The organism is Kitasatospora sp. NPDC056651, from assembly GCF_042792155.1.
Classification (GTDB): domain Bacteria; phylum Actinomycetota; class Actinomycetes; order Streptomycetales; family Streptomycetaceae; genus Kitasatospora.
The window spans coordinates 46,434-71,520 of sequence record NZ_JBHTWX010000020.1 but is presented as its reverse complement, the minus strand read 5'-3'; the positions used below and the strand labels follow the sequence as shown (position 1 = coordinate 71,520).

General features: G+C 71.7%; 25 protein-coding genes and 1 pseudogene. 9 read left to right on the top strand and 17 right to left on the bottom strand.

What is annotated here, in order from left to right:
* The first annotated feature begins 57 nt into the window (after window positions 1-57).
* Together ACFRAR_RS11245 and ACFRAR_RS11240 are read left to right on the top strand one after the other, a co-directional pair.
* Window positions 58-579: a cupin domain-containing protein gene (locus ACFRAR_RS11245; protein WP_380697237.1), complete on the top strand. Its 522-nt coding sequence runs from the start codon at window positions 58-60 to the stop codon at window positions 577-579.
* A 44-nt stretch (window positions 580-623) separates the two neighbouring features.
* A complete protein-coding gene (locus ACFRAR_RS11240) occupies window positions 624-1,043 on the top strand; it encodes a RidA family protein (RefSeq protein ID WP_380697235.1) in 420 nt (139 codons plus the stop codon).
* 115 nt (window positions 1,044-1,158) lie between these two features.
* Here ACFRAR_RS11240 and ACFRAR_RS11235 read toward each other — a convergent pair whose 3' ends face one another.
* Window positions 1,159-1,713, bottom strand: a complete 555-nt coding sequence (locus tag ACFRAR_RS11235) for a hypothetical protein (protein ID WP_380697233.1) — start codon at window positions 1,711-1,713, stop codon at window positions 1,159-1,161.
* A gap of 934 nt (window positions 1,714-2,647) precedes the next feature.
* Between ACFRAR_RS11235 and ACFRAR_RS11230 the strand changes: the two genes are divergently transcribed.
* A complete protein-coding gene (locus ACFRAR_RS11230) occupies window positions 2,648-2,905 on the top strand; it encodes a hypothetical protein (RefSeq protein ID WP_380697231.1) in 258 nt (85 codons plus the stop codon).
* Window positions 2,906-3,604: 699 nt separating this feature from the next.
* Here ACFRAR_RS11230 and ACFRAR_RS11225 read toward each other — a convergent pair.
* A pseudogene (locus tag ACFRAR_RS11225) lies at window positions 3,605-3,891 on the bottom strand (ATP-binding cassette domain-containing protein); the annotation flags it as partial.
* 134 nt (window positions 3,892-4,025) lie between these two features.
* Between ACFRAR_RS11225 and ACFRAR_RS11220 the strand changes: the two are divergent.
* Together ACFRAR_RS11220 and ACFRAR_RS11215 are read left to right on the top strand one after the other, a co-directional pair.
* On the top strand, window positions 4,026-5,282 hold the full coding sequence (locus tag ACFRAR_RS11220) for a sensor histidine kinase (RefSeq protein ID WP_380697229.1): 1,257 nt from the start codon (window positions 4,026-4,028) through the stop codon (window positions 5,280-5,282).
* Window positions 5,279-5,956 carry a response regulator gene (locus ACFRAR_RS11215; protein ID WP_380697227.1) on the top strand — a complete coding sequence of 226 codons (678 nt, stop codon included), beginning with the start codon at window positions 5,279-5,281 and terminating at the stop codon, window positions 5,954-5,956. The genes ACFRAR_RS11220 and ACFRAR_RS11215 overlap by 4 nt, the downstream gene beginning before the upstream one ends.
* A gap of 113 nt (window positions 5,957-6,069) precedes the next feature.
* On the opposite strand, the gene ACFRAR_RS11210 is transcribed toward ACFRAR_RS11215, so the two are convergent.
* The 11 genes from ACFRAR_RS11210 to kdpF all read right to left on the bottom strand — a co-directional run bounded on the left by ACFRAR_RS11210 (window position 6,070) and on the right by kdpF (window position 17,360).
* Window positions 6,070-6,294 (bottom strand): Imm21 family immunity protein, encoded by a 225-nt coding sequence (locus ACFRAR_RS11210; protein ID WP_380697225.1) that lies wholly within the window; start codon window positions 6,292-6,294, stop codon window positions 6,070-6,072.
* A 105-nt stretch (window positions 6,295-6,399) separates the two neighbouring features.
* A complete protein-coding gene (locus ACFRAR_RS11205) occupies window positions 6,400-7,074 on the bottom strand; it encodes a polysaccharide deacetylase family protein (protein WP_380697223.1) in 675 nt (224 codons plus the stop codon).
* Window positions 7,075-7,536: 462 nt separating this feature from the next.
* Window positions 7,537-7,860 (bottom strand): hypothetical protein, encoded by a 324-nt coding sequence (locus ACFRAR_RS11200; protein WP_380697221.1) that lies wholly within the window; start codon window positions 7,858-7,860, stop codon window positions 7,537-7,539.
* 126 nt (window positions 7,861-7,986) lie between these two features.
* The gene (locus ACFRAR_RS11195; protein ID WP_380697219.1) at window positions 7,987-9,042 is read right to left on the bottom strand and encodes a glycosyltransferase family 4 protein; all 1,056 of its coding nucleotides are present in this window, start codon (window positions 9,040-9,042) and stop codon (window positions 7,987-7,989) included.
* A 232-nt stretch (window positions 9,043-9,274) separates the two neighbouring features.
* Entirely contained in the window at window positions 9,275-10,603 is a 1,329-nt protein-coding gene (locus tag ACFRAR_RS11190; RefSeq protein ID WP_380697217.1) for a hypothetical protein, read from the bottom strand.
* A 399-nt stretch (window positions 10,604-11,002) separates the two neighbouring features.
* Window positions 11,003-11,443: a hypothetical protein gene (locus tag ACFRAR_RS11185; RefSeq protein ID WP_380697215.1), complete on the bottom strand. Its 441-nt coding sequence runs from the start codon at window positions 11,441-11,443 to the stop codon at window positions 11,003-11,005.
* An 83-nt stretch (window positions 11,444-11,526) separates the two neighbouring features.
* A complete protein-coding gene (locus ACFRAR_RS11180) occupies window positions 11,527-12,702 on the bottom strand; it encodes a universal stress protein (protein ID WP_380697213.1) in 1,176 nt (391 codons plus the stop codon).
* A 14-nt stretch (window positions 12,703-12,716) separates the two neighbouring features.
* Complete coding sequence (gene kdpC, locus ACFRAR_RS11175; RefSeq protein WP_380697211.1) at window positions 12,717-13,358, bottom strand: potassium-transporting ATPase subunit KdpC; 642 nt, start codon at window positions 13,356-13,358, stop codon at window positions 12,717-12,719.
* 57 nt (window positions 13,359-13,415) lie between these two features.
* Window positions 13,416-15,551: a potassium-transporting ATPase subunit KdpB gene (gene kdpB / locus ACFRAR_RS11170; RefSeq protein WP_380697209.1), complete on the bottom strand. Its 2,136-nt coding sequence runs from the start codon at window positions 15,549-15,551 to the stop codon at window positions 13,416-13,418.
* Window positions 15,552-15,604: 53 nt separating this feature from the next.
* Window positions 15,605-17,269: a potassium-transporting ATPase subunit KdpA gene (gene kdpA / locus ACFRAR_RS11165; RefSeq protein ID WP_380697207.1), complete on the bottom strand. Its 1,665-nt coding sequence runs from the start codon at window positions 17,267-17,269 to the stop codon at window positions 15,605-15,607.
* A 1-nt stretch (window position 17,270) separates the two neighbouring features.
* Window positions 17,271-17,360, bottom strand: coding sequence for a K(+)-transporting ATPase subunit F (gene kdpF, locus ACFRAR_RS11160; RefSeq protein WP_196948045.1), 90 nt, complete (start codon window positions 17,358-17,360; stop codon window positions 17,271-17,273).
* A 264-nt stretch (window positions 17,361-17,624) separates the two neighbouring features.
* Between kdpF and ACFRAR_RS11155 the strand changes: the two genes are divergently transcribed.
* Both ACFRAR_RS11155 and ACFRAR_RS11150 read left to right on the top strand, forming a co-directional pair.
* The gene (locus ACFRAR_RS11155; RefSeq protein WP_380697205.1) at window positions 17,625-17,816 is read left to right on the top strand and encodes a hypothetical protein; all 192 of its coding nucleotides are present in this window, start codon (window positions 17,625-17,627) and stop codon (window positions 17,814-17,816) included.
* Window positions 17,817-17,966: 150 nt separating this feature from the next.
* Window positions 17,967-18,332, top strand: a complete 366-nt coding sequence (locus ACFRAR_RS11150) for a hypothetical protein (protein WP_380697203.1) — start codon at window positions 17,967-17,969, stop codon at window positions 18,330-18,332.
* A 208-nt stretch (window positions 18,333-18,540) separates the two neighbouring features.
* On the opposite strand, the gene ACFRAR_RS11145 is transcribed toward ACFRAR_RS11150, so the two are convergent.
* The 4 genes from ACFRAR_RS11145 to ACFRAR_RS11130 all read right to left on the bottom strand — a co-directional run bounded on the left by ACFRAR_RS11145 (window position 18,541) and on the right by ACFRAR_RS11130 (window position 22,664).
* Window positions 18,541-19,818, bottom strand: coding sequence for a hypothetical protein (locus ACFRAR_RS11145; protein ID WP_380697201.1), 1,278 nt, complete (start codon window positions 19,816-19,818; stop codon window positions 18,541-18,543).
* Window positions 19,819-19,882: 64 nt separating this feature from the next.
* Window positions 19,883-20,635: an HAD family hydrolase gene (locus tag ACFRAR_RS11140; protein ID WP_380697199.1), complete on the bottom strand. Its 753-nt coding sequence runs from the start codon at window positions 20,633-20,635 to the stop codon at window positions 19,883-19,885.
* Entirely contained in the window at window positions 20,632-21,465 is an 834-nt protein-coding gene (locus tag ACFRAR_RS11135) for a 5'-3' exonuclease H3TH domain-containing protein (protein ID WP_380697197.1), read from the bottom strand. Before ACFRAR_RS11135 ends, ACFRAR_RS11140 begins: the two co-directional genes overlap by 4 nt.
* Window positions 21,462-22,664, bottom strand: coding sequence for a glycosyltransferase (locus ACFRAR_RS11130; RefSeq protein WP_380697195.1), 1,203 nt, complete (start codon window positions 22,662-22,664; stop codon window positions 21,462-21,464). Before ACFRAR_RS11130 ends, ACFRAR_RS11135 begins: the two co-directional genes overlap by 4 nt.
* Here ACFRAR_RS11130 and ACFRAR_RS11125 point away from each other — a divergent pair.
* Window positions 22,663-23,280, top strand: a complete 618-nt coding sequence (locus ACFRAR_RS11125; RefSeq protein WP_380697193.1) for a PadR family transcriptional regulator — start codon at window positions 22,663-22,665, stop codon at window positions 23,278-23,280. The two genes, ACFRAR_RS11130 and ACFRAR_RS11125, sit on opposite strands and share 2 nt — an antisense overlap.
* The gene (locus ACFRAR_RS11120; protein WP_380697191.1) at window positions 23,277-25,040 is read left to right on the top strand and encodes a sulfatase; all 1,764 of its coding nucleotides are present in this window, start codon (window positions 23,277-23,279) and stop codon (window positions 25,038-25,040) included. Before ACFRAR_RS11125 ends, ACFRAR_RS11120 begins: the two co-directional genes overlap by 4 nt.
* Window positions 25,041-25,087: the final 47 nt, after the last annotated feature.

The following is a 25,087-nucleotide window of genomic DNA, read 5'->3' as shown; positions in this document are numbered from 1 at the left end:
TAGACGTAGTACTATCAGTCGAAGAACTATCAGAGCGCTCACTGTGGGGAGAGACCAATGACGTTGATCGGACCGGAAGCCGTGGTGGTACGGGGCGACGAAGCCGAGACCGTCGGAATGCTCGGCGGCAAGGGGCGGCTGCTGGCGGACTCCAGCGCCACCGGCGGCGCCCTGAGCACCCTGCGCGTCACGCTGGGGCGCGGCAAGGACGGTGCCACTCCGCACTACCACGGGGGCTCCTCGGAGCTGTTCTTCGTCGTCGACGGCTCGGCCCAGGTGCTGGTCGGGAACGAGGTGGTCACCGCCCGGAGCGGCGACCTCGTGGTGGTGCCGCCCCATCTGCCGCACGCCTTCGCGGCGGCCCCGGACTCCGGGGCGGACCTGCTGATCGTGATCACCCCCGGGGTGGAGCGCTTCGACTACTTCCGCCTGCTGGAGCGGATCCGCACGGGCGAGGCGACGGTCGAGGAACTGCTCGCCAAGCAGGACCTCTTCGACAACCACTTCCTGGAGTCGCCGAGTTGGCGCGACGTCCGAGAGGAAGCCGCCCGGGAGGAAGCCGCCCGGTCCGAGCCGTAGACCGCCCGGCACCGAGCCCGGCCCGACACCAGGGAAGGAATCCCGTGACCGACACCCGCACCATCACCAACCCGCCCGGCCTGCACGACCCGACGCCGTTCGGCTACAGCCACGCCGCCTCCGCGCCCGGCGAGCCGGTGTTCATCGGCGGCCAGTACGCCTCCGACGCCGGCGGTCAGGTCGTGCCCGGCGACTTCGCCGCCCAGGTGGAGCTCGCCCTCGCCAACCTGCGCACCGCGCTCACCGGAGTCGGCCTCGGCTTCGAGCACGTGGTCCGGCTCGGCTCGTACATCGTCGACCACGACCCGGAGAAGCTGGCCGTCCTCGGCAAGGCCCTGGCCGGGGCCTGGGGCGACCGGCTGCCCGCGCAGACGCTCAGCGGGGTCGCCTCGCTCGCCCTGCCGGGGATGCTCTTCGAGATCGACGCGGTCGCCGTCCGGCCGACGGCGGGGGCAGCGGGCTGACCCACCCACGCGGCAGGGGTCCCACCGGCCGGTGGGACCCCTCCGACCCCTCCCCGCACCGCCGCCGCTCGATCCGGCGCGGACCGCCCACAGGGCCCGGGTCGGTACTGACGCCTCAGAACTCCTCCTCATCACCCAGGTCGATGTCGTGCAGCGTCTCGCCGAACCGCTCCAGCGCTTCCTCCGGCCCGCAGCCGAAGGCGCGGCCGATGTACTCCCAGGTCATCAGGCTGTCGTAGGCCCTGCGGCCGGCCAGCAGTGCGGTCGAAGCGGCGGCACGCTCGAACCGGGCGGCCGCACGGACGGCGGCGTACGGCCTGCTCTCCGTCAGGTCGCAGATCCGGTCCACCAGCGCCGCGACCAGCTCCTCGACCTCGCGCGGCACCACGCCCTCGGCCAGCTCGACGTGCCGCTCCCAGTCCGCGAACGGCCCGGTGGCCTTACCCACCGCCTCGGTCGCCGAGTCGTTGCCGAAGTCGAGCGGGTGCAGCCGCTCGCCCCGCCAGCCGCAGTTGCAGCCACCGCGCACCGCGGTGGCCCGAGGGCCGTCCGCACCGTTGTAGAGCCACCAGGTGGTGCGCCCGTCCGGTAGCGGCGCCGGCTCGCTGCCGTCCGCCAACACCGCCGCCGGGAAACCCCGGTGGCGTTTGCTCTCGTCAACCCATGGCATGCCGTGTCCCTCACGTCCCTGGAGTACGGAACCAGGGTTCTCGGCCCGTGACGCACTGTCAAGGCCTCGCGACAACCGGTGCGATCCACAGCTCAAGGCGACCGCATTCCAAGGCGGCGCGCACAAGCCGCCGTGCACCGGTCGGGGGTGCCGGGGCGGCTCGGTGAGCCGCTCGATCCAGGTGACTGTCCTGTCCCATCCGCCGTCGGCGTGGCGAAGTGCTGATCGCAGCGGGTTCCTCCACCCTCCTGTCGGGCCCGGAGGTGGTCCACGGCTGGCCGTTCACCCGGACGAACTGTGCGGGGAGCCGGCGGGTGGGATGCCCGACCTCCTCGCGATTCGCCGTGCCATCAGCCGACACCACCGTCTCGTTTCGCGGCGCGGTCCGGGCTGTCGCCGGCGAGGATCTTCAATGCCGCATGTCAACGACCGTGCGCGCCTCAGGCAGTATCCGGCTCTGCTGTCCGTGCCCCAGCACGTGCCGTGGGCGGCCACCGGTCAACGGACGGATCGAGCTGGATACCGAGGATGCCGGCCGGGAGACATGCGGAGGAAAGCGCTTCCCCGCACTGGGCCTCCACCCCGTGTACGCCGTCGCGCGGTCGGCTGATGGTGCGCGCGAGCACCTGCTGGAGGCACTGGCCCCACACCGCCGAGATCGTTCCCGCGCCCCGGAGCAACACCAGCCGTTGCCTGACCTGGCGAAGGGGGCCGTCCTGCGCGGAGGTGGAGGATCTTCTGGTCAACAGCGCTGTCCGGATCGCCGACGCCGTCCACGTCTCCGATCCTGACGGGCTCGATGTCGGCTTGTAGGGGCTCGGGCCGGCCGCCATCGAGGCGGCGCGGCGCAGCCAGCGGGCCACCGAGCCGCATTCGGCGGCACCCGGAGGGTTCTCAGCGTGCGCTCGCCAGTCGCTGCGGGCACCGTCGAGGTATGGGTGTACTGGTGCTGCTGGAGGTTCTCGAGGGATTCGACCCGGATGAAGCGGACCCCGTCCTCATCCGGTCGGTCCACGCCGCCGCGAGCGATCCCGAGGTGCCGGAGGACCCGCTGCCGACGACGCTCTGCGGCGTCCGCACCGACCCGTTGGTACACACGCACTACCGGGCCGGTTACGGGGAACCGTGGTATCCGGCGGAGTTCGAGGACCGACGGTGCCGTGAGTGCGAGAGGGCGCTTCGACGGATGTGACGCGGGCGCCGGACCTGGATGCCTCGGCATCGAGACGTCATGAGCGTCGGCGGATGAGCGGACCGGTCGCCTACGGCCTGAAGCGGTTCCCCTTCCCGGCGTCGGCGTCGAAGGACGCCTGGGACTACGACGTCTGGGGCTACGTGGAGACGGACCGGGCGGAGGCCGTCGAGGAGGCCCGCGAGAAGGGCCTCTGCGAGCGGATCCGCAGGCCGCTGATCGTCCCGGACGCGCGCAGGCCGGTGGTGGTGATGGTCGACGGCCAGCGTGTGGCGATCGGGAAGCTACGGCCTGCCGGGCCGGCCCCAGGGGTCGAGGGTTCAGTGCCCAGGCGTTCGAACCTCCGGAGCCTCCGTCGTACTACTGCGAACGCCACCAGCTTCACCTCGGACACTGCTCCGGGGCGATCGCCGCGCTCAGAGGTCCCCGGCGGTGGATGACGGTCGTGGAGATCGCCACCGCCGCGAGGGACCAGACCGCGAAGGTGGTCCAGGCCCCGGCGACGGTGGCCGGGTACTGCGGGATGAACTGGTTGGTCAGGTCGACCTGGGCCAGGCGGCGCCAGGCGGTGAACGGCATGGCGTGCGAGATGTCCGCCGACCAGTGGTAGGTGTCTGTGAAGAAGGTGGGCACGAGGAAGAGCACCAGGAACATGCCCACCACGGAGGCGGCGGTGCGCCGGATCAGGACGCCGAGGCAGAGCCCGTTCAGGGGCTCGTCGAACAGCAGCACCGGCGGATCCCCGAGCAGCGCGCCCGCGATGCCGAGCCGCTGCTTCATGCCCAGCGAGTACCCGCCGATCCGTCGACGGTCGCGGTGCCGCTGGTGGGGTCGTTGAGGCCCAGGATCATCCGCAGGGTGGTGCTCTTGCCGGCGCCGTTCGGTCCCAGGAACCCGGTGACACGGCCCGGTCGGACGGTGAAGGTGAGGTCGTCCACGGCGGTCCTGCCGCCGTAGCGCTTGGTCAGTCCGATGACATCGATCATGTGCTCCACCGTGCCCGGACGGGGTGTCCCCGGACATCCGACCGGTGCTGACACCCACTCACCCCGGGTGTCACCCCTGGTTGTACGACCGCGGTCCGATGACGGCCGAAACCGCGTGCGGTTACGATCGCCGCATGTCCGCCACGCCCACTCCGCCCCTGCTCAGACGCGTGTCACCGGGCGCGTGGACGGCCCTCGCCTGGTGCGCCTCGGTGGCGTACCCCTCGGTCGTCCTGCACGTGGGAGCGAACCACGCTCCGGTGCACCGGGACTGGGCGTTCATCGCCGCCACCACCGTCGTCGCCTTCACCGCGGCCGCCCTGCTGCACCGGCGGCCGTTGCTGTCGATCACCCTGCTGATCGTCGCCACGCTCGCGGTGACGGACGCGACGCGCGCGAACGTACAACTGCCACTGACCGCGCTCCTGGCGGTCGACGTCGCACTGTGCCTGGTCACGGCCGCCCAGCCGCGCCGAACCTCCCGTGCCGCTCTGGCCCTGGTGCTGGTCCTGCTGATCGTGCACCTGGGCATGGTCCCCGACAACACCTTCGGGTTGACGACCGCCACGTACGACGGTGCTCCGGCGCCGAGGACCGTGTTCGTCGTCGATCACTTCCAGCTGACCACCAGCCTGCCGCACATCGGTGTCTCGGACGAGGGGGTTCTAGCCGCCGTCATCGCCTGGCTGGTGGGCCGGTCGATACGCCAGTCCCGCGAGCACACCGAGGTGTTGAGCGCACAGCTGGCCGCGCAGGCGGTCACCGGCGAACGGCTGAGGATCGCCCGGGAGATGCACGACACGGTGGCGCACAGCATCGGCATCGTCGCCCTCCAGGCCGGCGCCGCCCGGCGGGTCATCGACAGCCGGCCGGACCGGGCGCGCGAAGCGCTGACCGAGATCGAGGCCGCCGGGCGGGAGACGCTCGCGGGCCTGCGCCTGATGCTCGTCGCCCTGCGCGAGGCCGACGGCGAGCCGGCGGGGACCCCGGCAAACCTGCCGCAGGGCCTGGCCGACCTCGACCGGCTCACCGCCGCCACCACGTCCGCCGGCGTGCGGGTGGATGTCCGGTGGCACGGCGAACGCGGCCCGCTGCCACCGGAGATCGACCTGTCGGCCTTCCGCGTCATCCAGGAGTCGGTCACCAACGTCGTCCGCCACGCCGACGTCCGTTCCTGCCAAGTCTCCATCGACTGCCGGAAAGAGGACGAGGTGTCCGTCGAGATCACCGACCGGGGCCGCGGCCACGGCACCACCCCCGGCAGCGGCTACGGCCTCGCCGGACTGCGCGAGCGAGTCACCCTGCTGCACGGCGAGTTCCACGCCGGCCCCCGCCCGGACGGCGGCTTCCGGGTTGCCGCCCGGCTGCCCCTGGCGGGAGGCGCGCGATGACCGTACGCGTCGTGCTCGCCGACGACCAGCCGCTGGTACGGGCCGCGTTGGAGATGGTCATCTCCGAGACCACCGACGTCGAGGTGGTCGGCGAGGCCGCCACCGGCGTCGACGCCGTCCGGCTCGCCGCCGAACTGCGGCCCGACGTGGTGGTGATGGACCTGCGCATGCCCGGCATGGACGGCATCGAGGCCACCCGCCTGGTCACCTCCGGCCAGGGGCCGACCCGCGTCGTCGTGCTCACCACCTTCGACGACGACGACCACGTCTACGGCGCGCTGCGCGCCGGTGCGTCCGGCTTCCTGGTCAAGGACATGGCCCTCGACGACATCCTCGGCGCGATCCGGGTGGTCGCCGCCGGGGACGGGCTGATCGCGCCAGGCGTCACCCGCCGGCTGATCGCCGCCTTCGCCGGGCGGTGCGCCCCCGCGGCCGTGCCGCCGCCGGTCGCCGCCGCCTCGCCGCGGCTCGGCGCCATCACCGACCGCGAGCGCGAGATCCTCACCCTGGTCGGCCGAGGCCTGTCCAACACCGAGATCGCCGAGGAGCTGGTCCTCAGCATCGCCACCGTCAAGACCTACATGACCCGGCTGCTGGCCAAGCTGGACGCCCGCGACCGGGTGCAGCTGGTCATCCTCGCCTACGAGTCCGGCCTGGTCGGCGCAACCCCGTGAACCGGGCGCGACCGCTCGGCGTCTGAGTACCACGCCGCCGTACATCGCGATGTCCGGCACGCTCCGCGGGTCGTGCTTCTTCGTCCATCAGCCGGCGGCCCTCGCGGACGTCCTTAGCCGAAGGCGGCGTGCATCCAGCGCCCTGCGGGCAGGTGGACGGGGGCTCGGTCCGACTCGCCTCCATCGTCCGGGTACGGCACACCGAGGCTCTTGCCGGCCTCGGCGGAGTCCATGAGGACCGCCGGCCCGCCGGTCTCCCAGAGACCGCACTCCTCCCCCGGCGTCGCCGGGTCGTGCAGCGCCGCTCTCGACACCGTGCAGGCCATCGCCGAGTCCATGGATGACGAGTACGAGGAGTACGAGGAGTACGAGGAGCCGCTTTACGCGCCCCGCCGGTGCCCGGCTCCCGTCGCGGAGGGCCCGGCACCGGCGGGGCGTGCCGGTCAGGCTTGCGGGGTGACGAAGCGGTAGCCGGAGTCGATCAGGGAGGGGAGGAAGCGCCCGAGAGCGGCCACGGTCTGCGAACGGTCGCCTCCGCCGTCATGGGTGAGCACGATCGCTCCCGGGCGCAGTTCCTTCATGAGCCGACCGAGGATCACGTCCGTTCCCGGCTCGGCCCAGTCCTCCGGGTCGACCGTCCAGCCCATCGGCCGCATCCCGAGCTCCCTGCTCATCCTGAGCGTCCTCGGGGCCCAGTCCCCGCCCGGGGCCCGGAACCAGGTGGGCGCCTTGCCGGTGATCCCGCCGAGGAGTTCGGAGGTTCGCGTCAGCTCCTCCCGCACCTGGGCGTCGTCGGGAAGGTGACGGAGGTCCGGATGGCTCCAGGTGTGGTTTCCGATGCGGTGCCCCCGCGCCGCGATCTCCCGGACCAGGTCGGGACGGTCGGCCGCGTTCTCGCCGATCAGGAAGAACGTCGCCCGGATCTCGTGCTTCTCCAGCAGCGCCAGGACTTCGGGGGTGTGGCGCGGATGGGGTCCGTCGTCGATGGTGAGGGCCACCACCTTCCCCTCCTCGGCGAGTTCGAACACCGGCCGGCTCTCCGCCTCGGTCAGCACCCTGGGGGCTTCCGGGGCGGCCTCGGCGGCGGCGGCCTCGGCGGCCGAGGCGTCTTCCGGCACAGGCGCCGGGGGCGCGGGTGCCGGCGGCGGCCCGGCGTTCCCTCTCGGCGCGGTACCAGGTTCCCCGGCCCGCCGTGCTCCCCCGCACCCTGCGGCGCTGAGGACCGACAACCCGGCCGCGGCCAGGATCAGCCTTCGCGAGACAATCTGATGATCTGACATTTTCTGGGTGTCCCCCGCGCCCGACGCCCCCTCCCGCCGTTCACCCCGGGGGACTCTCACCACCACCCGGAAGGGCCCAGGACCACACGGTCGGCGGCACGGCGCCGACCCCGCGTGGCCGACCACCGCGGGCACCGTGGTCGACACGCCGCTGTTCACAGCCGCTGCGGGAGCCGCGGTGTCACTACTTGGTCGCGCTCTTCGCCCCGCGGCACCTGAGCCCCCGTTGTCGGCGCTCCCGTTGCAGGCGCCCCGGCTCCATCCGGAGAAGGGACCGGGGCGCCAGTCGGCCTCCGCGCTTCAGGGCGCGGTGATGCCCGGCTGCGCGCCGGCGCCGAAGGACCAGCCCTCGACATCGCCGGGTGCCGGGTCGTAGCTGCCCGCGCCCAGGCTGCTGTACGACCAGGGGCCGCCGTGCCGGGCGTGCCAGTACGACCAGTAGGCGCTGCCGGTCGGGTTGGTGCAGCTCGTCGGCAGGGAGTCGATGGTGCAGACGAAGCCCGGGCAGCGCGGGTGGAAGGTGTACGGGAATCCGGCTCCGGTGAGCGCTGCCAGGCCGCTGGCCGGGTCGCCGAGCGCGCGGCCGGTCCGGATGCCGCCGCCGACGGCCGTGAAGTCGACCACGACGAGGACGGCGGGAATCCAGCCGTGGCGTCGTAGCGGGGTGTGGACGAGCGGGTCGAGGATCTCGGCGGCCAGGAAGGCCGTTGCGGAGGCGAGGGCCGGCTCGACGGGCGCGGTGGCGGGGCGTCACGACGCGCCGACGCCACTCGCGTTGTACGTCCTCTGGCCTCCCGGGTGGAAGGACTTCCGTTGCCTCGGGTCGTGCAGCGACTCGACGGCGTCGCACCAGATGCCGAGATCGGGGGCCGAGCTCAGCTCGTCGGAGCGTGCCTTGGCGCGGCGGGAGGCCCTTGCCCAGTTCTTCGGGTCCTGCAGTGATGCCAGGGAGTGGATCCAGGCGTTCAGGTCGTCGCGGTAGGCGAAGATCCCCGCCTCGCCGAGGGACTCGACCAGCCCGGGGGTAGGGTGGGCGATCACCGGGATCCCGGAGGCGAAGGCCTCCACCGCCACCCGCCCCCAGGACTCGTAGATGCTCGGCATGAGTATCACGCGCGAGCGGCTGTAGACGTGCGCCCGCATCTCCTTTCCGGGTACGCCGTCCACGACTTCGCAGTTGGGCAGCCGCGGTGGCGGCATGACCTGCTGCCCGTAGGCGCCGCGGACCCCGAGGAACCTCCACTCGGGCGTCCATGCGGCGATCTGCCAGAAGAGCTCACCGCCCTTGTCCGCGTTCAGGTTCACCAGCGTCACGTGGTCGCCCGGTTCCGTGCGGTACTCCTCCGCGATCACGGGAGGGCGGACGACGATCGTGTTCCTGGGCAGGAACTCGTCGGGGTAGCGGGCGTAGAAGATCTCGCCGTCCCGCCGGATCCATTCGCTGTTGTAGACGACGAGATCGGCTCCGGCCGCGTCGTGGAAGCTGGTGGCGAAGTTGTCATGGCAGATCACCACCACGGGTATCCGGCGGGCGGCGGCGAGGCCCGACACCAGGGGGACGTTCTCGAAGTGGGAGAGCAGCACGTCCGCCTTCTGGGCGTCGGCCGCGAAGTCGGTGCCCTCCTGGTACGGGACGACCCGTACTCCGTCGATCTCGTAGCTCTTCTCGATGCTCCCCGGATGGGAGAGCCAGACCGTCACCCGGTGGCCGCGCTCGGCCAGCGGGCGCAGCATCGAGTGGAGCATCCATTCGGAGCCGGCGTTGTGGGCCGGTGGATATCCGTACACCCGGGCCACGACGGACATGCTCCGTGACCTGGGGGGCGCGGCCAGCCTGTGCGGGCGGGATGCCACCGTGTCCACGTGTCAGTACTCCCTCTGGTTGGGATGACGCGATGAGCGGTTCACGCGACCCCGCCCGCAGGGGTCCGGGCCGCGGTCGTACCGCTGACCGGCCCCTGCGGGCGGTGGTCCCTTGTGTCGCTGCGACCCGCCGGGGCGAGGGCCCGGCGGACGCTCGGCCTACCTGTCTACCGGCCTACCTGTCCGCGACGTGGATGAGTGAGGAGGCCGAGATCTGGTCGCCCACCTGGAAGGTCAGGCTGGTGTCTCCCAGCGGGGCGCCGGCGGCGGCGCTCACCTCGATCAGCGCACCGGACTTCGAGCCCTTCCCGGCCAGCGCCAGGTCGATGCCGTCGAAGGTGAGGCTCTGGCCGTCCGGCGACAACGTTCCCTGGTAGGAGCCCAGTTCCCTCCACTGGCCGTCCTGCACGATTCCCAGGATCAGCCGGTCGGTGACCTGCAGACCCTTCCCTTGCGGGATGGTCACACGGACCTTCTGCGGCGGGACACCGCCGTCCGCGACTGCCTGCAGTTCCACCCCCACGTAGCCGGAGGCGCCGCCACGGACCAGGTTCACCGGGCCCCCGGGCGACACCGAGAACCGGCTCTGGGGGCGGGCGGCCGTGTAGCGGTAGTAGACGCTGCCGAGCTGGAACGCGTCCTCCTCCCTGGCCGGGTCCCAACCGAGGCTGCTCACCGAGCCGTCGGGGTTGCTGGACTGCGGCCAGACCAGGAAGCGGTAGTACCCCGGCCTGTCGCCCAGCTGACGGAGGTCGATCGCGGGCAGCGTCACCTTGCGGCCGGTCCCGCTGTCCCGGTGGCCCTCCGCCTTCTGCACCTGCGGGGTCAGGGTGAATCGGGAGGGTGTGCCGTCCTCGTGGACGAGCTGGTAGTACACGTGGTCGCTGCCGTTGCTCGGCACGCCCGGCTCGCCCTGACGCAGATTGACCAGGTCGATGATGAACTTGTCGCCGGGGATGCGGCCGTTGTCCGAGACGAAGCCGAAGCCTGCCTGGCTGTTGGGCGTGCCGCCCCAGTTGTTGTCGTACGGCAGGCGAACGAACGGCCGTCCCACCTTCTCCGGGTCGCTCTTCTGCCAGGCGCCGGCGAGCACCTCGACCTGCGGATTCACCGTGCGGACGTCCCCGTTGTCCAGGATGACGTCGACGCGGATCGGGTAGGTGCGGCTGTAGGCCGGGCGCGGGTCGGCGTCGACGTTGAGGTCGCCGCGGAGGGTGAAGGTGATGAGGTCGGAGTCGTCGAGGAAGGTGAGGTCGATGACCTCGTACTCCTGGTCGATGCCACCGCGGCCGCGCTTGACCTCGATGGCTTCCGTGCCCGCCTGCCCGTTGCCGGTGTACGAGTACCGGATCGTCTTGATCTTCACGCCCATCGGGACACGGATCCGGCCGTCGTAGCGGAACTCGCTGTCCCAGACGGCGAAGCGGTTCGCGTATCCGAGGGTCCGGATGCCGGTCCATTCCACATCCGTGTCGCCGCCCTGGGGTGTCGCGGGAGTGGCCATCTTCGGGTCCTTCCTCGATGGAGTCAGGGTCTCGGGAAGACCCTGATCACGGAATGGGACGAGGGATCAAAAGCGCCCGACCCATACCGAGTTGCCACGGAACACAGTGATGTTCCTTCGCGGTGCGGGACAAGGCTGACCCGGCTCGGGGCACCTGCGGAAGGGGCCTCGGTGCATGCGCTTGCCATTCCCGCCATACGCATGCCCACCAAGCCGCGCATCACCCGGCGGCACCACTCCCATGCGCACCACGCGTGGGACGGCCGCCGTTCCGCACCGCACCATGGCGCAGCCTCGGCCCCGCCCGGACCACGGGTACCCCCGTCCCGGAGCCGATCACAATGGCCGGGACCCACTCGCAGAGAACGGCCGCCGCACCAGACGGCCGCCTCGACCCGATCAGCCTGCCGCCGCAGGATCGCCGCCGTGGAGGCGGGGGCCGACCCTGGCCCGGGCCACTCGCAGGTGGCCGTTAGCGGTGTGGAAGACCCGCAGGTCCTCCAGGTGGCGTGCCCTGCGGGAACCGGTGGAGAGAACGCTCCGAACGGTGACCGCGTCGATGAAGCCCGCCGGGATCCCGGTGCCGCTGAAAGAGATCCACTTCGGCAGTGCCGGCGGCTCCGTGGGCCGGGCGTCGCTCTGCCGGGTCCGGCGCATTCGGGTGAGGTGGCGGGCGAGCCGGTCGTCCAGGGCCGCCATGGCCTGGACGGTGGCAATGACGGTGTCGAAGCCGCTGTCCGGGTCCTGGTCCGCGTCTTCGGCGGTGATGGCCGGCCCGATGATGGCGGCCGTCTCAGCAAGCTCGGACGCCGAACGAGCCGGACCTGCCGAACGTACCAAGGCATCGCGCACCTCCTGCTGGTTCCGGTGCAGCAGCCCCTGCGTCGGTGGCAGGCGGCAGGCGGCAGGCGGCAGGCGAAGCCTCAACGCGATCCCAGCGGTCCGGCCCCGCGGTGGCGTCGGCCGCCGGCGGAGGCCTCGTGGGTGACCATGTGGACGTCGATGTCCCCGGAGAGGTGGACCGTGGTCTCGCCGATGCCGGGGCCGGTGAGGAAGCGGTTGAACCGTCCGCGGCGGCTGGTGCCGAGCACGAGTTGGGTGGCGTCGTGGTCCCGGGCGAACCGCAGGAGCGCACGGGGGACGTCCTCGCCGACCACCTGGTGGAACGTCCCGCCCAGGCTCTCCACCAGCTCACGCTGCCGGTCCAGGGTCCCGGAGCCGGCACCGGTGAGGCCGTCCTCGCGCGCCACGTGGACGGCGAGCAGGTCCCCGCCGCCGGTGCGGTCGGCGATCCGGGCGGCCCGCCGGAGCAGGGTCTCCCCCTCGGGCCCGCCGGTGAGGGCGACCACGACCCGTTCCCGGGTCTCCCAGACCCGGTGGATCCCGTGCTCCGCCCGGTAGTCCTGCAGCCGCTCGTCCACCCGCTCGGCCAGCCAGAGCAGCGCGAGCTGGCGCAGGGCGATCAGGTTCCCGATCCGGAAGTAGTTGGACAGCGCCGCTTCCACCTTCTCCGGCGCGTAGACGTTGCCGTGCACGATCCGGCGCCGCAGCCCTTCCGGCGCCATGTCCACCAGCTCGACCTGATCGGCGCCCCGGACGACCTCGTCGGGCACGGTCTCGTGCTGCAGCACGCCGGTGATCCTCCGCACCACGTCGTTCAGCGATTCCAGATGCTGGATGTTGACGGTGGTGATGACCTCGATGCCGGCGTCCAGCAGGTCCTCGACGTCCTGCCAGCGCCGGGGGTGGCGGCCGCCGGGCACGTTGGTGTGGGCCAGCTCGTCGATCAGCACGACCCGGGGCCCACGGGCGAGCACCCCGTCGAGGTCCAGTTCCGTCAGCTCGGCGCCCCGGTAGGTGCGACGAGCGCGCGGGAGGACCTCCAGACCGCCGAGCATCGCCTCCGTACGCTGCCGGCCGTGGCACTCGACCAGGCCCACCACCACGTCGGTGCCGCGCGCGCTGCGCCGCAGGCCCTCCTCCAGCATGCGGAAGGTCTTGCCCACACCGGGTGCGGCGCCGAGGTACACCTTGAGCCGACCCCGGCCGAGCCGAAGCCCCGCCGACGCCTGCGCCGGCGTCGCGTTCTCCCGCGTCACCGGACGGCCTCCCTTCACGGACGGCCGAGCCGCGCGAGGGCGAGGTTGAGGGTGACGACGTTCACCCGCTGCTGGCCCAGGAAGCCCAGGGTCCGGCCCTGCCGGTGCTGTTCGACCAGCCGGCGGACCGCCGCCGGGTCCAGGCCGCGCGCCGTGGCGACCCGGTCGACCTGCTCATCAGCGTAGGCCGGGGAGATGTGCGGGTCGAGGCCGGAGCCGCTCGCGGTGACGGCGTCCGGTGGGACCAGGGCCGGGTCGACGCCGTCGAAGGCCGCCACGGCGGCCCGTCGGTCCTGGATCGTCCTCGTCAGCCCCGGATCGTCGGGCCCGAGGTTGGACGCGCCCGAGGCGGTCGGGTCGTAGCCGGCTCCGGCCGCCGACGGGCGGGGCTGGAACCACCTCGGATCGGGCCTCGGCTGCTCCTTGGGGTCGTTCGGACGCGTCTTCGGCAGGTCGAAGGTCTGCCCGAGCAGACTGGATCCGACCACCCGGCCGTCCTGCCGCAGCTGCGAGCCGTTGGCCTGGCCGGAGAAGGCGAGCTGGGAGAACCCGGTGAGCAGCAGGGGGTAGGCCAGGCCGCAGATCACGGTGAAGACGAGCAGCAGGCGCAGCGCGGTCAGGTGTGGCCGGATGAGGACGAGCGGCTGGGTCCGCATGGAAGCCCTCCCTTCGGTGGATGGTCCCGGGGGCACGCGGGGGCACGGCGGGAGGTGTCAGTAGAGGAACTGCGCGGCGAGGTCGATGAGTTTGATGCCGAGGAACGGCAGGATCAGCCCGCCCACGCCGTAGACGCCGAGGTTGCGGCGCAGCAGGGCGGAGGCCGAGGAGGGCCGGTAGCGGACGCCGCGCAGGGCGAGCGGGATCAGCGCGACGATGATCAGGGCGTTGAAGACGATCGCCGAGGTGATCGCGGACTCGGGGCTGTGCAGGCCCATGATGTTGAGGTGGTTCAGGCCCGGGTAGACCCCGGCGAACATCGCGGGGATGATCGCGAAGTACTTGGCCACGTCGTTGGCGATCGAGAAGGTCGTCAACGCCCCGCGCGTGATGAGCAGTTGCTTGCCGATCTCGACGATCTCGATCAGCTTGGTGGGGTTGGAGTCGAGGTCGACCATGTTGCCGGCCTCCTTGGCGGCCGAGGTGCCGGTGTTCATCGCGACGCCGACGTCGGCCTGGGCGAGGGCGGGGGCGTCGTTGGTGCCGTCGCCGGTCATCGCGACGAGCTTGCCGCCGCCCTGTTCCCGGCGGATGAGGGCCATCTTGTCCTCGGGGGTGGCTTCGGCGAGGAAGTCGTCGACGCCGGCCTCGTCCGCGATCGCCTTGGCGGTCAGCGGGTTGTCTCCGGTGATCATGACGGTCCGGATGCCCATCCGGCGCAGGTCCTCGAAGCGTTCGTGGATGCCGTGCTTGACGACGTCCTTGAGGTGGATGACGCCGAGGACGGTGGCGGGTGCGGCGCCGCGCTGCTCGGCGACGACGAGGGGTGTGCCGCCCGTCTCGGAGATCCGGTCGACGAGCGGGTCGAGCTCGGTGCCGGGGGTGCCGCCGTTCTCCTCGACCCAGCGGACCACGGCGCCGGCGGCGCCCTTGCGGATGCGCCGCACGCCTGCGTCTTCTCCGTCGTCTCCGTCCTCGTGCAGGTCGGCGCCGCTCATCCGGGTCCGCGCGGAGAACGCGATCCACTCGACGCGGCCGATCTCGTCCTGGGAGCGGGCCCGCAGTCCGTGCGTCTCCTTGACGAGGACGATGATGGACCGGCCTTCGGGGGTCTCGTCGGCCAGGCTCGACAGCTGGGCGGCGTCGGCCAGCCGTCCGATCTCCGTGCCGCCCACCGGGGTGAGTTCGGCGGCCTGTCGGTTGCCGAGGGTGATCGTGCCGGTCTTGTCGAGCAGCAGCGTCGACACGTCGCCCGCGGCCTCGACGGCGCGACCGGACAGGGCGAGCACGTTGCGCTGCACGAGCCGGTCCATGCCGGCGATGCCGATCGCGGAGAGCAGGGCGCCGATCGTGGTCGGGATGAGCGCCACCAGGAGGGCGACCAGTACGACGATGCCCTGCTCGGCGCCGGCGTAGGAGGCCATCGGCTGGAGGGTCACGACGGCGAGCAGGAAGACGATGGTCAGCGCGGCCAGCAGGATGTCGAGCGCGATCTCGTTCGGCGTCTTCTGCCGGGCGGCGCCCTCGACCAGGGCGATCATCCGGTCGATGAAGGTCTCCCCCGGCTTCGAGGTGATCTTCACGACGATCCGGTCCGAGAGCACCTTGGTGCCGCCGGTGACGGCGCTGCGGTCGCCGCCGGACTCGCGGATGACGGGGGCGGACTCGCCGGTGATCGCCGATTCGTCGACGCTCGCGGCGCCCTCGACCACGTCGCCGTCGCCGGGGATCAGCTGGTCCGCCTCGACGATCACGTGGTCGCCGAGGCGCAGGTCCCCCGCGGGGACGGTCTCCTCCGGTGCCTCCGCGAGCCCGGCCCGCCACGGCACGGTGAGCCGTCGGGCCACGGCCTCGGTGCGGGTGCGGCGCAGCGATTCCGCCTGGGCCTTGCCGCGGCCCTCCGCCACGGCCTCCGCGAGGTTGGCGAAGACGACCGTCAGCCAGAGCCAGACGGTGATCAGCCAGGCGAACAGGCTGGTGTGCCGGATCGCCGAGTAGGTGGTCAGGAGCGATCCGACCTCCACGACGAACATGACCGGGTGCCGGACCATGCGGCGGGGGTCCAGCTTGCGCAGGGCGTCGGGGAGGGAGCGGAGCAGCTGCTTGGGGTCCATCAGGCCGCCGGAGACCCGGTGCGGCTCACGCCCGGACGGGGCCGGCCCGGGCGGGTCCGGCACCGCAGGGTCCGGCATCGCAGGGTCCGGCATCGCAGGGTCCGGCATCGCAGGGTCCGGTGCGGGCGTCGTCATCGCCGCAGCCCCTCCGCGAGCGGTCCGAGCGCCAGGGCCGGGAAGTAGGTCAGCCCGACCACGATCAGCACCACGCCGGTCAGCATGCCGATGAACAGCGGCCGGTGGGTGGGGAGGGTGCCCGCGGTCACCGGGACGGTGCTCTGTCGCGCGAGCGACCCGGCCAGGGCGAGGACGAACACCATCGGCAGCAGCCGCCCGAACAGCATGGCCAGGCCGAGGGCGGTCTCCCACCAGGTGCTGGTGGCGGTGAGGCCGGCGAAGGCGGAGCCGTTGTTGTTGGCGGCCGAGGTGAAGGCGTACAGGACCTCGGAGAAGCCGTGCGGGCCGCTGTTGAGCGCGGTCGAGCGCTCCGCGCGGAGGGTCATCGCCGTGCCGGTGCCGACGAGGACGACCGCCGGGGTGGTGAGGATGTACAGGGAGGCGAACTTCACCTCCCGTGCGCCGAGCTTCTTGCGCAGGTACTCCGGGGTGCGGCCGACCATGAGGCCTGCCACGAAGACGGTGACCACGGCGAGGACCAGGATGCCGTAGAGGCCGGATCCGGTGCCGCCGGGTGCGATCTCGCCGAGCATCATGTCGACGAGCAGCACGCCCCCGCCGAGCGGGGAGAAGGAGTCGTGCGCGGAGTTCGCCGCGCCGGTGGACGTCAGCGTGGTGCCGGCGGCGAACAGCGTGGAGGCGGAGATGCCGAAGCGCACCTCCTTGCCCTCCATCGCGGCGCCCGCAGCCCTGAGTGCCGAACCCTCGTGCTGCCATTCGAACAGGGCCGTCAGGGCGGTGGAGGCGATCCAGATCAGGGCCATGACGGCGACGATCGCGTGGCCCTGGCGCCGGTCGCCGACCATCGTGCCGAAGGTACGGGGCAGCGCGAAGCCGATCACCAGCAGGAGGTAGACCTCCAGCCAGTTCGTCAGCGGGTTCGGGTTCTCGAACGGGTGGGCCGAGTTGGCGTTGTAGAAGCCGCCGCCGTTGGTCCCGAGGAGCTTGATCACCTCCTGGGAGGCCACCGGGCCGCCGGTGAGGGCCTGGGTGCCTCCGCCGAGCGTGCCGACCGGCTGGGCCGCGTGCAGGTTCTCGACCATGCCGGCGGCGACGAAGACGACCGCGAAGACCACCGACACCGGCAGCAGCACCCGCACGGTGACCCGGGTGACGTCCACCCAGAAGTTGCCCACCCGGTCGGTCCCGCTCCGGGCGAACCCGCGGACCAGCGCCGCGGCCACGGCGATGCCCACGGCGGCGGACAGGAAGTTCTGCACCGCCAGGCCCGCCATCTGCACCAGGTGGCCCATCGTGGACTCGCCGCTGTAGGACTGCCAGTTGGTGTTGGTGACGAAGGAGACCGCGGTGTTCCACGCCGTCGCGGCGGGCACGTCCGGGAAGCCGAGCGAGAGCCACAGGTGGCTCTGCAGGCGCTGGAAGCCGTAGAGGAACAGCACCGAGACGGCCGAGAACGCCAGCACGCCCCGCAGATAGGCCGGCCAGGTCTGTTCGGACTCCTCGTTCACCCCGACCAGCCGGTAGACGCCACGCTCGATCCGCAGGTCCCTGCGGGTCGTCAGCACGTGCGCCAGGTAGTCGCCGAGCGGGCGGTGGGACAGCGCGAGCGCCGCCGCCAGGGCCAGCACCTGCAGGACCCCGGCGAGCGCAGGGTCCACCTCAGAACCTCTCCGGGAAGACGAGTGCCAGCACCAGGTAGCCGACCAGTACGGCCGCCACCACGAGCCCGAGGACGTTGTCGGCCGTCACAGCCGCTCGGCCCCCTTGGCCAGCAGGGCGAGGACGGCGAACACGAGCACCGTCACGCCGAGGTACGCCAGGTCCGCCAAGGTGACCACGCTCCGCTGTCGGTCGGATACCACTCCGGTGCTCCGAGTCTCGGGCGGACGCTCCGGCCCCGCCGACTTCTCCTAGGCCATCCGCGCGGGCGGCGCGGGGTCCACCGAACGGGACGCGTCTGCACGTGCGTCAACGGCGTCTCCGGGACATGCGCCCCGCGTCTGGCCCCCCACCGTGTTCGAAGGGCAAGGGCCCGGCAAGGCCCTGGCCTCCGGAGAACTCGACGACACGGTGATCACCGGCGCGTACTCGGTCGCCGCCCAGGCCACCCGGCTCGGCCTGCGCTCCCTCGACCACGCCGCCACCGTCATCCACCCCACCTGGCGCCCCGACCCGATCGAGAACGAGGAGGCGACCGGTGCCTGACGACATCTTCTGCGACGGACGAAGCCGCCGTCGTAGCGCATCGGGCCACCGAACAACAACTGTTCGCTCGGAGACGACCCGTCGGCTACGGCCGCCTCGCGGCGGCGCCGCTTCACGCCGCCCCTCCCCCCCCCGGTCCCGGGCCGAGCGGTGCCGGCCACAGACAGCGGTTGGCCAGAAGCCGCGCTCGACCGGCTCAAGCGGCACCCGGCGGAGATCCTGGAGGGTGACGGCCAGCAGGCCGGCACCCAAGTTCGGTCCGCTCGGGATGCGGCCGTCGCGCTGCATGAGGACGTGGTCCATCCCATGGCAGACGGCGAGGTGCTGTTCGGGTTCGTCAGCGAGGTCGAGCAGGCGCTGGCGCCGAGCGGGACGGTCGTCGCCGAGCGGCGCGAACAGCCGTGGCACCGGTCGGTGCCGCGGGAACCAGGCGAGCTTCGCGACGGCTGCCGGGTCGCGCACGCCTGGTTCGAGGGCGAGTGCTGCGGTGAACGGGGTTCGGGCGGTGACCTGTGAAGCAGGCGTGGGTGGTCTGCGAGTCTGCGCGGTCACCGGGCCTCCGGCATGATCGGGGCTCCTCGGGCTCGGCCGCGGGTGGGTCGCTGGCGGAAGAGGTCGTCCCGGTGGCGCCGGATGGGGACACGACCGGCCGGGTTGGCGGTTCGTGGATGGCGGACGAAGGATGCCCCTGTGCGGAGCGCTGGTGCCTTGCCGGACGTGATCGTCAACGCGGCTCCGCCTGGAGCTCGGCCCAGAGCCGTTGCAGACCGGTCCCTGTTCGACTGGCGGATTCGGAGAGGTTGACTCGCAGGTGCTGACCGGGGTGCAGTGCCTGCCAGGCGGCTGCGGTCCCGGCGTGCAGGAGAGTGGGGTTGAGTAGCAGGCCGTTCATTCCGCACCGACGGACCCAGTCCAGGAAGTCCGCCTTCGGTACGCGCAGGTGCGGGAACGCCGAGTACCCCGCCGTCGGGACCAGATCGTCGGCGACCGCGAGGGGGCTGGACGGTCCCGTGAGCAGCTCGCTGTTGCTGCGGAAGCGCCGGGCCATAGTGTTCAAGTGGGCGTGCACCTGGTGGGTCGTGGCCGCGTCGGGAAGGTCGGGCAAGCCGTGGTCGTGAACGATCTGCTGTGCCGTCTGGTGGCGCTCGTTGAGGAGTTCGGTCGGGCCGTTGGCTGTGTAGAGGATGGCTGCGTAGAGGACCATGAGGAGCGTGGCCAGCGGGGAGCCGGCGGGGGCGCGGTCGAAGGCGTCCGCAGACAGGTGCTGGCGCAGGGTGCGGTTGCGGGTGATGATCGCGGCGGCGCGCAGGCCGGGCATCGCCAGGTCCTTCGAGGCGGTCATGATGACCGCGCTGTGGCAGAGGTCGAGTTCGTGCATGCGGGACTGGACCGCCACCTGCAGCGCGGACGGGTCGTGGTGGGCGCCGTGCTGGAACACGAGGTCCAGGATGGTGAAGTCCGGGCTGCCGGCCGGCCGGGCGAAGAGCGTTCCGGTCACGCCGTTGGGCAGGACCTCGACGAGGGCACTTCGGTGGCCGGTCTGCTTGCTGTTGGGGTGGGTCACGCCGTCGTGCCGGTAGTAGGACGCGATGGGTGCGCCCCAGCGAGCGGCGGAGTGGTCGAAGCCGTAGTAGTTCGGGATGGGCAGGGTGAGGCTGTGCCCGGCGGCGGCCAGGTGGCTGATGATCAGACTGATCGCTTCGGTGCCGCCTTGGACGAAGGTGATGTCCTGTGCGGTCAGGGGGATGCCGAGCCGGGCCGTGGTGAGTTCGGCGAGGGCCGCCTTGGCTCCGCCGTTGAACGGGTCGGAGTACCGGGAAAGGCCGCCGTGGGCGGCGAGGCCGTGGAGCAGGGTCGCGAGGTGACGGCCGAGATCGGGTGAAGGCGGGTAGAAGTTGCAGCCTTCGCCGATCTCGAACGCGCCCGTGGGGGAACCGGCGCGCAGGCGGGCGAACGCGGTGAGGCACTCGGCCTGGGCGGGTGCGGGGATGCTCTGGTGCATGCCTGGCTTTCGCGCGCCGGTTCCGGGGCGCTGGCCGGGCATCTACGTCGCAGACGTCGTGAGACTAGCCGACCGGATGGGTGGCGCGGGCGCTTTCGGCGCAGGCGGGCGGGATTTCCCACCACAGCGTGTGGCTCTCGCCGCGGTGTTCGAGGACCATGCGGGCTGCGGCGGGCAGGTCCGGTATGCCGCGGCCGTAGGGGCGCTGGACCCAGGTGGCGTTGATGCCGGCCGCCTGGGCGCTGGCGACGTCCGAGTGCGGGTTGTCACCGACCATCCACATGGGGCCTGGACCGGCCGCCGCCCGCGCGCGGCCGAATGCCTCTGGGGGCTTCTCGAAGCCAGTGGCGGCCGAGTTGATGACGGCCGTCAGTCGCGGGGTGACGTCGAGGGCGTCGGGGATCGCCGGGAGTTCGGGGACATGGTTGGGCATGACGATGTGCTGCCAGCCTTGGGCCCGAAGGTGGTCCAGGCTCTGCAGGGCGTTCGGGTAGAGGGACCAGGCGCGGGTGTCGGTGTAGGTGGCGCGGGTCGCATGCGCCGCGCCAGCGGCCGTCTCAGGGTCCATGCCGAGTCCGGTCAGGGCGTCGCGGATCACGGTGGTGATGTGGGCCCACCAGCGGTCGGCGTCGGCGAGGTGGGGGTGGTCGCTGTGGTGCCAGGGGGATCCGGTGGCCAGGGCGTCGAAGAGGTCGGTGAACTGCCAGGGGTGGTCGTGCTGGTGGCGGTCGAGGATCTCGAGGAGGCACTCGGCCCAGGTGCCGTGGCGGCGGTGGCCGAGGGTGCCGTCGAAGTCCCACAGCACCGTGCCGGTCACCACAGGTCCAGCCTTTCCAGGAGAAGAGCGGCGCGGGGAAGGGCCGCGGTCGGCGCGCCGGTGAGCAGCTCGTCGGGCAGCTCGGTCTTGTGGTCGAGGCGGATCATCTCCCGCCACCGCAGCGCGTCCTGCCACTGCCCGGCCCATGCCTGGCGCAGCTCGTCGGTGGGGATCTGTTCGAGGGAGCGGCCGTCGCGCAGCAGGCGGGCGGCGGTCTTGCAGCCGATGCCGCGCACGCCGGCGATGTTGTCCGAGGGGTCGCCGGTCAGCGCGCGGTAGTCCGGCCACTGGGCGGCGGTGACGCCGTAGCGGGCCACGACGTCCGCGCCCGTGCTGTGGCGCCGGTGCTCGGCGAGCATGGTGTTCAGCAGGCGCACTCCGGGGTCGGCGAGCAGCTGCAGGAAGTCCTTGTCGGCGCTCATCACGTCCACCGGTCGGCCCTGGCGGCGGGCCTGGGCGGCCAGGGTCGCGATGACGTCGTCGCCTTCGCAGCCGTCCTGCTCGATCCACCGCACTCCGGTCTCGTCGAGGGCGGCCTTGATGTGCGCGAGGGACTCCATCAGTCCCGGGTCCTGCTCCACGGCCCGGTTGGCCTTGTAGGTGGCGTCCTGCTCGACTCGGATCTCGGCGCCATTCTCGGAGTCGAAAACGACGAAGATCTCGTGGGCGGCGGCGTGCTGCAGCTGGGCCTTGCGCAGCAGGGCGGCGAAGCCGAACACGCCGGTGCGGTCGTGTTCCTTGGCCCGGTCGAAGATCCGTGCGGCGAATCCGAACCAGGCCCGGTAGAGGAGGTTGTGGCCGTCGACGAGCAGCAGCGGCAGAGGGGTCATCGCGAGGCCTCCAGAGGGTCGAGCTGGCTGGTGGTGGCCTGTGACCGCGGCTGACGGGCATCCGGGATGGGATGACCCGGGAGTCTACCGGCGCCCGGGGCCGGAGGCGGGAAGAACCGGGCGAGCAGCGCGGCGAGGTGCCCGGCGGCATCCCGCTCGGTGACCACGCGGGCGTGCGCGGCCCGCCGGATCCGACGGTGCTCCTCCTCGGGCAGGGCCAGGGCGCGGCGCAGCCCGGCGGTGAGAGCTCGGTCCTCGTCCGGCGGGTAGAGCAGGCCGTTGCGACCGTCGGTGATCTGCTCGGGGAAGCCGTCGCGGCCGGGGGCGAGGACGATCGCGCCATGGTTCTGCGCCCACAGGCCGGTCTCGAAGACGACGTTGGCCAGCGTCTCGCCGCGGCTGGGGCAGGCCATGACGCGGGTGGTGGGCAGGGCGGCGAGGGCGCGGGCGAGTTGGCGGTCGAAGTCGCCGACGAGGGTGGCGTTCAGCTGGGCATCACGGCACTGCTGCTGGTAGGTGCGATCCCCTCCCGGGTCTCGAAACCGGTGATCACCTCGACCATATTGAAGGTCAGTACACCGAAGAAGTCGAAGATCACGCCACGATAGTTCCCCACAGCAGCCATCCTCGCAGCCTACGGCCGAGTACAAGGTCGTGGCAGCCGGCAGGCGGAATTGACCACCTCTGAGGTCCGCTCGTTCGCCCTGGGCCCGTCGGAGCTCAGGGCGAGCGACGGGGTCAAACGGGGCGCTGCAGACACAGGCACCATCGCCGGGGGCGATCTTCCACACGTCTCCGTCGACGATCCGGGGGTCGTATGCGGAGTAGAGGCAGTGCATGACCTCGTGTGGGTGCCAGTCCTCGAACAGCCGGTTGCGGCGGATCAGGTCGTGCTGAACGAGGTTGGCCCGCCAGGTCCGGATGCTGGAGGCCTTGAGGAGTTCGGGCGCGGCGGGCAGAGCGGCGAAGTGCCGTACGTGCGAGGCGGAGAAGATCGGCAGGAAGCCATCCGGGAAGCAGATCGACATTGCCTTGGTCACCAAAGCCAGTCCGAAGGCCGCCGCCTCCAGGTCGTCGGCGCCCTCCTGCGTTCCGTCCGGTGCTGCGGCTGCGTGAACTCCCGTGAACAGCTGATGGCGGGACCGCCGAAGGCGTTGTCCTTCCGCCGTGGCTAGAGCACTCTGCACATAGGACACCATGCACATAGGGGAGATGGAGTTGCGCTTCGAGTACGTGTTGCTCGCACTGTTGGCCGGCCGCCCGCTCAGCGGGTACGACCTGCGCAAATGGGTGGAGACCGAGGGCCAGTTCCTGCGGTCGCGGGCCCACCACAGCCAGATCTACCGGCTGCTCGGACGGATGGTCGTGGACGGCTGGGTCGACTACCAGGTGGACCCCCGCGAGGGCCGCCCGGACGCGAAGGTCTACCGGCTGACCCCGGTCGGACGGGAGGCCCTGCTGGACTGGGTGCGCTCCCCGTACGACCCGCCGAGCCGCTTCCAGGACGCGGACTTCCTCGCCCGCTTCGCCTTCGCGGCGCCGCTGGACCTGGAGGCCGCGATCCGGCTGCTGCGCACCGAGCTGGACTTCCGGCGCGCCCAGATCGCCCGCAACCGCGGCCGGGACCGGAGCCTGCGCTTCACCGACCCGCTGCCCGAGCTCGACCAGCGGCTGGCCCGTGAGGTCGCCGAGGAGCTGCACCGCTTCGGCGCCGCCTCGGTGGACCGCTGGGTCGACTGGCTGGAAGGAATGCTGACCATGCTGGAGGAGCGGCAGGCCCAGGACGCCGCCGCGACGGAGGGGGACGCCCGATGAAGGCGATCATGGTGATGTTCGACAGCCTCAACCGGCACCTGCTGCCGCCGTACGGGGGCGACTGGACCCACGCTCCCAACTTCCGCCGCCTCGCGGAGCGTTCGGTCACCTTCGACAACGCGTGGGCCGGCTCGCTGCCCTGCATGCCGGCCCGCCGCGAGATCCACACCGGCCGCCACAACTTCCTGCACCGCGGCTGGGGCCCGCTGGAGCCGTTCGACGACTCCATGCCCGAGCTGCTCAAGCAGCACGGCGTCCACACCCACCTGGCCAGCGACCACCCCCACTACTGGGAGGACGGCGGCGCCACCTACCACGGCCGGTACACCACCTGGGAGTTCTTCCGCGGCCAGGAGGGCGACCCGTGGAAGGGGCAGGTCGCCGACCCCGAGATCCCCGAGGATCTGAAGCGGCTGCGGTTCGCGACCCACCGCCAGGACTGGGTCAACCGGCGGTACCTGCCCACCGAGGCCGAGCACCCGCAGACGCTCACCTTCGACGCGGGCGTCGAGTTCGTCCGCACCAACCGGGACGCCGACCGCTGGTTCGTGCAGATCGAGACCTTCGACCCGCACGAACCCTTCTTCTCCCACCAGCGCTACAAGGACCTCTACCCGCACGACTACGACGGCCCGCACTTCGACTGGCCCGACTACAAACGGGTGGTGGAGAGCGACGACCAGGTCGCCCACGCCCGCAACGAGTACGCGGCGCTGCTGTCCATGTGCGACCACTCGCTCGGCCGGGTACTCGACCTGATGGACGAACTCGCCCTGTGGGACGACACCCTGCTGATCGTCAACACCGACCACGGCCTGCTGCTCGGCGAGAAGGGCTGGTGGGGCAAGAACATCCAGCCCTGGTACAACGAGCTCGTCCGCCTCCCGCTGTTCGTCTGGGACCCGCGCGCCGGCCGCGCCGGCGAGCGCCGCGGCGCACTGGTGCAGACGATCGACCTCGCGCCCACCCTGCTGGACTTCTTCGGCATGGAGCGGCCCGCGGACATGCAGGGCCACCCGCTGCCCGTCGCGGCCGACACCCCGGTCCGCGAGGCCGGCCTGTTCGGCGCCCACGGCGGCCATGTCAACGTCACCGACGGCCGCTGGGTCTACCTGCGGGCACCCGTGAACCCGGACAACCAGCCCCTGCTGGAGCACACCCTGATGCCCACCCGCATGCGCGGCCGGTTCACCCCCGCCGAGCTGCGGGACCTCGAACTGGCCGAGCCCTTCAGCTTCACCAAGGGCGTACGGACCCTGCGCACCCCGGGCCGCTCCCTCCTCAACCCGTACCAGCACGGCACCCTCCTGTTCGACCTGGAGGCCGACCCTGAGCAGCTGTCCCCCGTCGTCGACGACGCGGCCGAGCTGCGGATGGCAGGGCTGCTGGTCGACCTGATGCGCGACAACGACGCGCCGCCGAGCCAGTACGAACGCCTCGGACTCCCCGCCGAGGGACCGGTCTCGGACGAGCACCTGCTGGTCCGCGCCCAGCGCGACCGGGCGCGCGACGCCGCCCGGCCGTTCCCCCGCGCCCAGGACTTCCCCGCCGGCCGGCTCTCGGTGCACACGCCCGTCCTCGCGCTGATCTCCGACCCCGTCGCCGTGGAGGTCCTGCGCAAGCACCTGCCCGGCATCGTCGACTCGGAGTTCCTCCAGTTCCTCGGCGGACTCCCGCTGCTCGACCTGGCAGCCATCGTGGGCGGACGGTTCGACGCCCGGGCGCTGCACGCCGTCGCCCGCGAACTGGCCGAGCTCTGACACCCGTCGGGCTCCGGCCTCCGCCAGGCCCGCCCCCGGTCGAACGG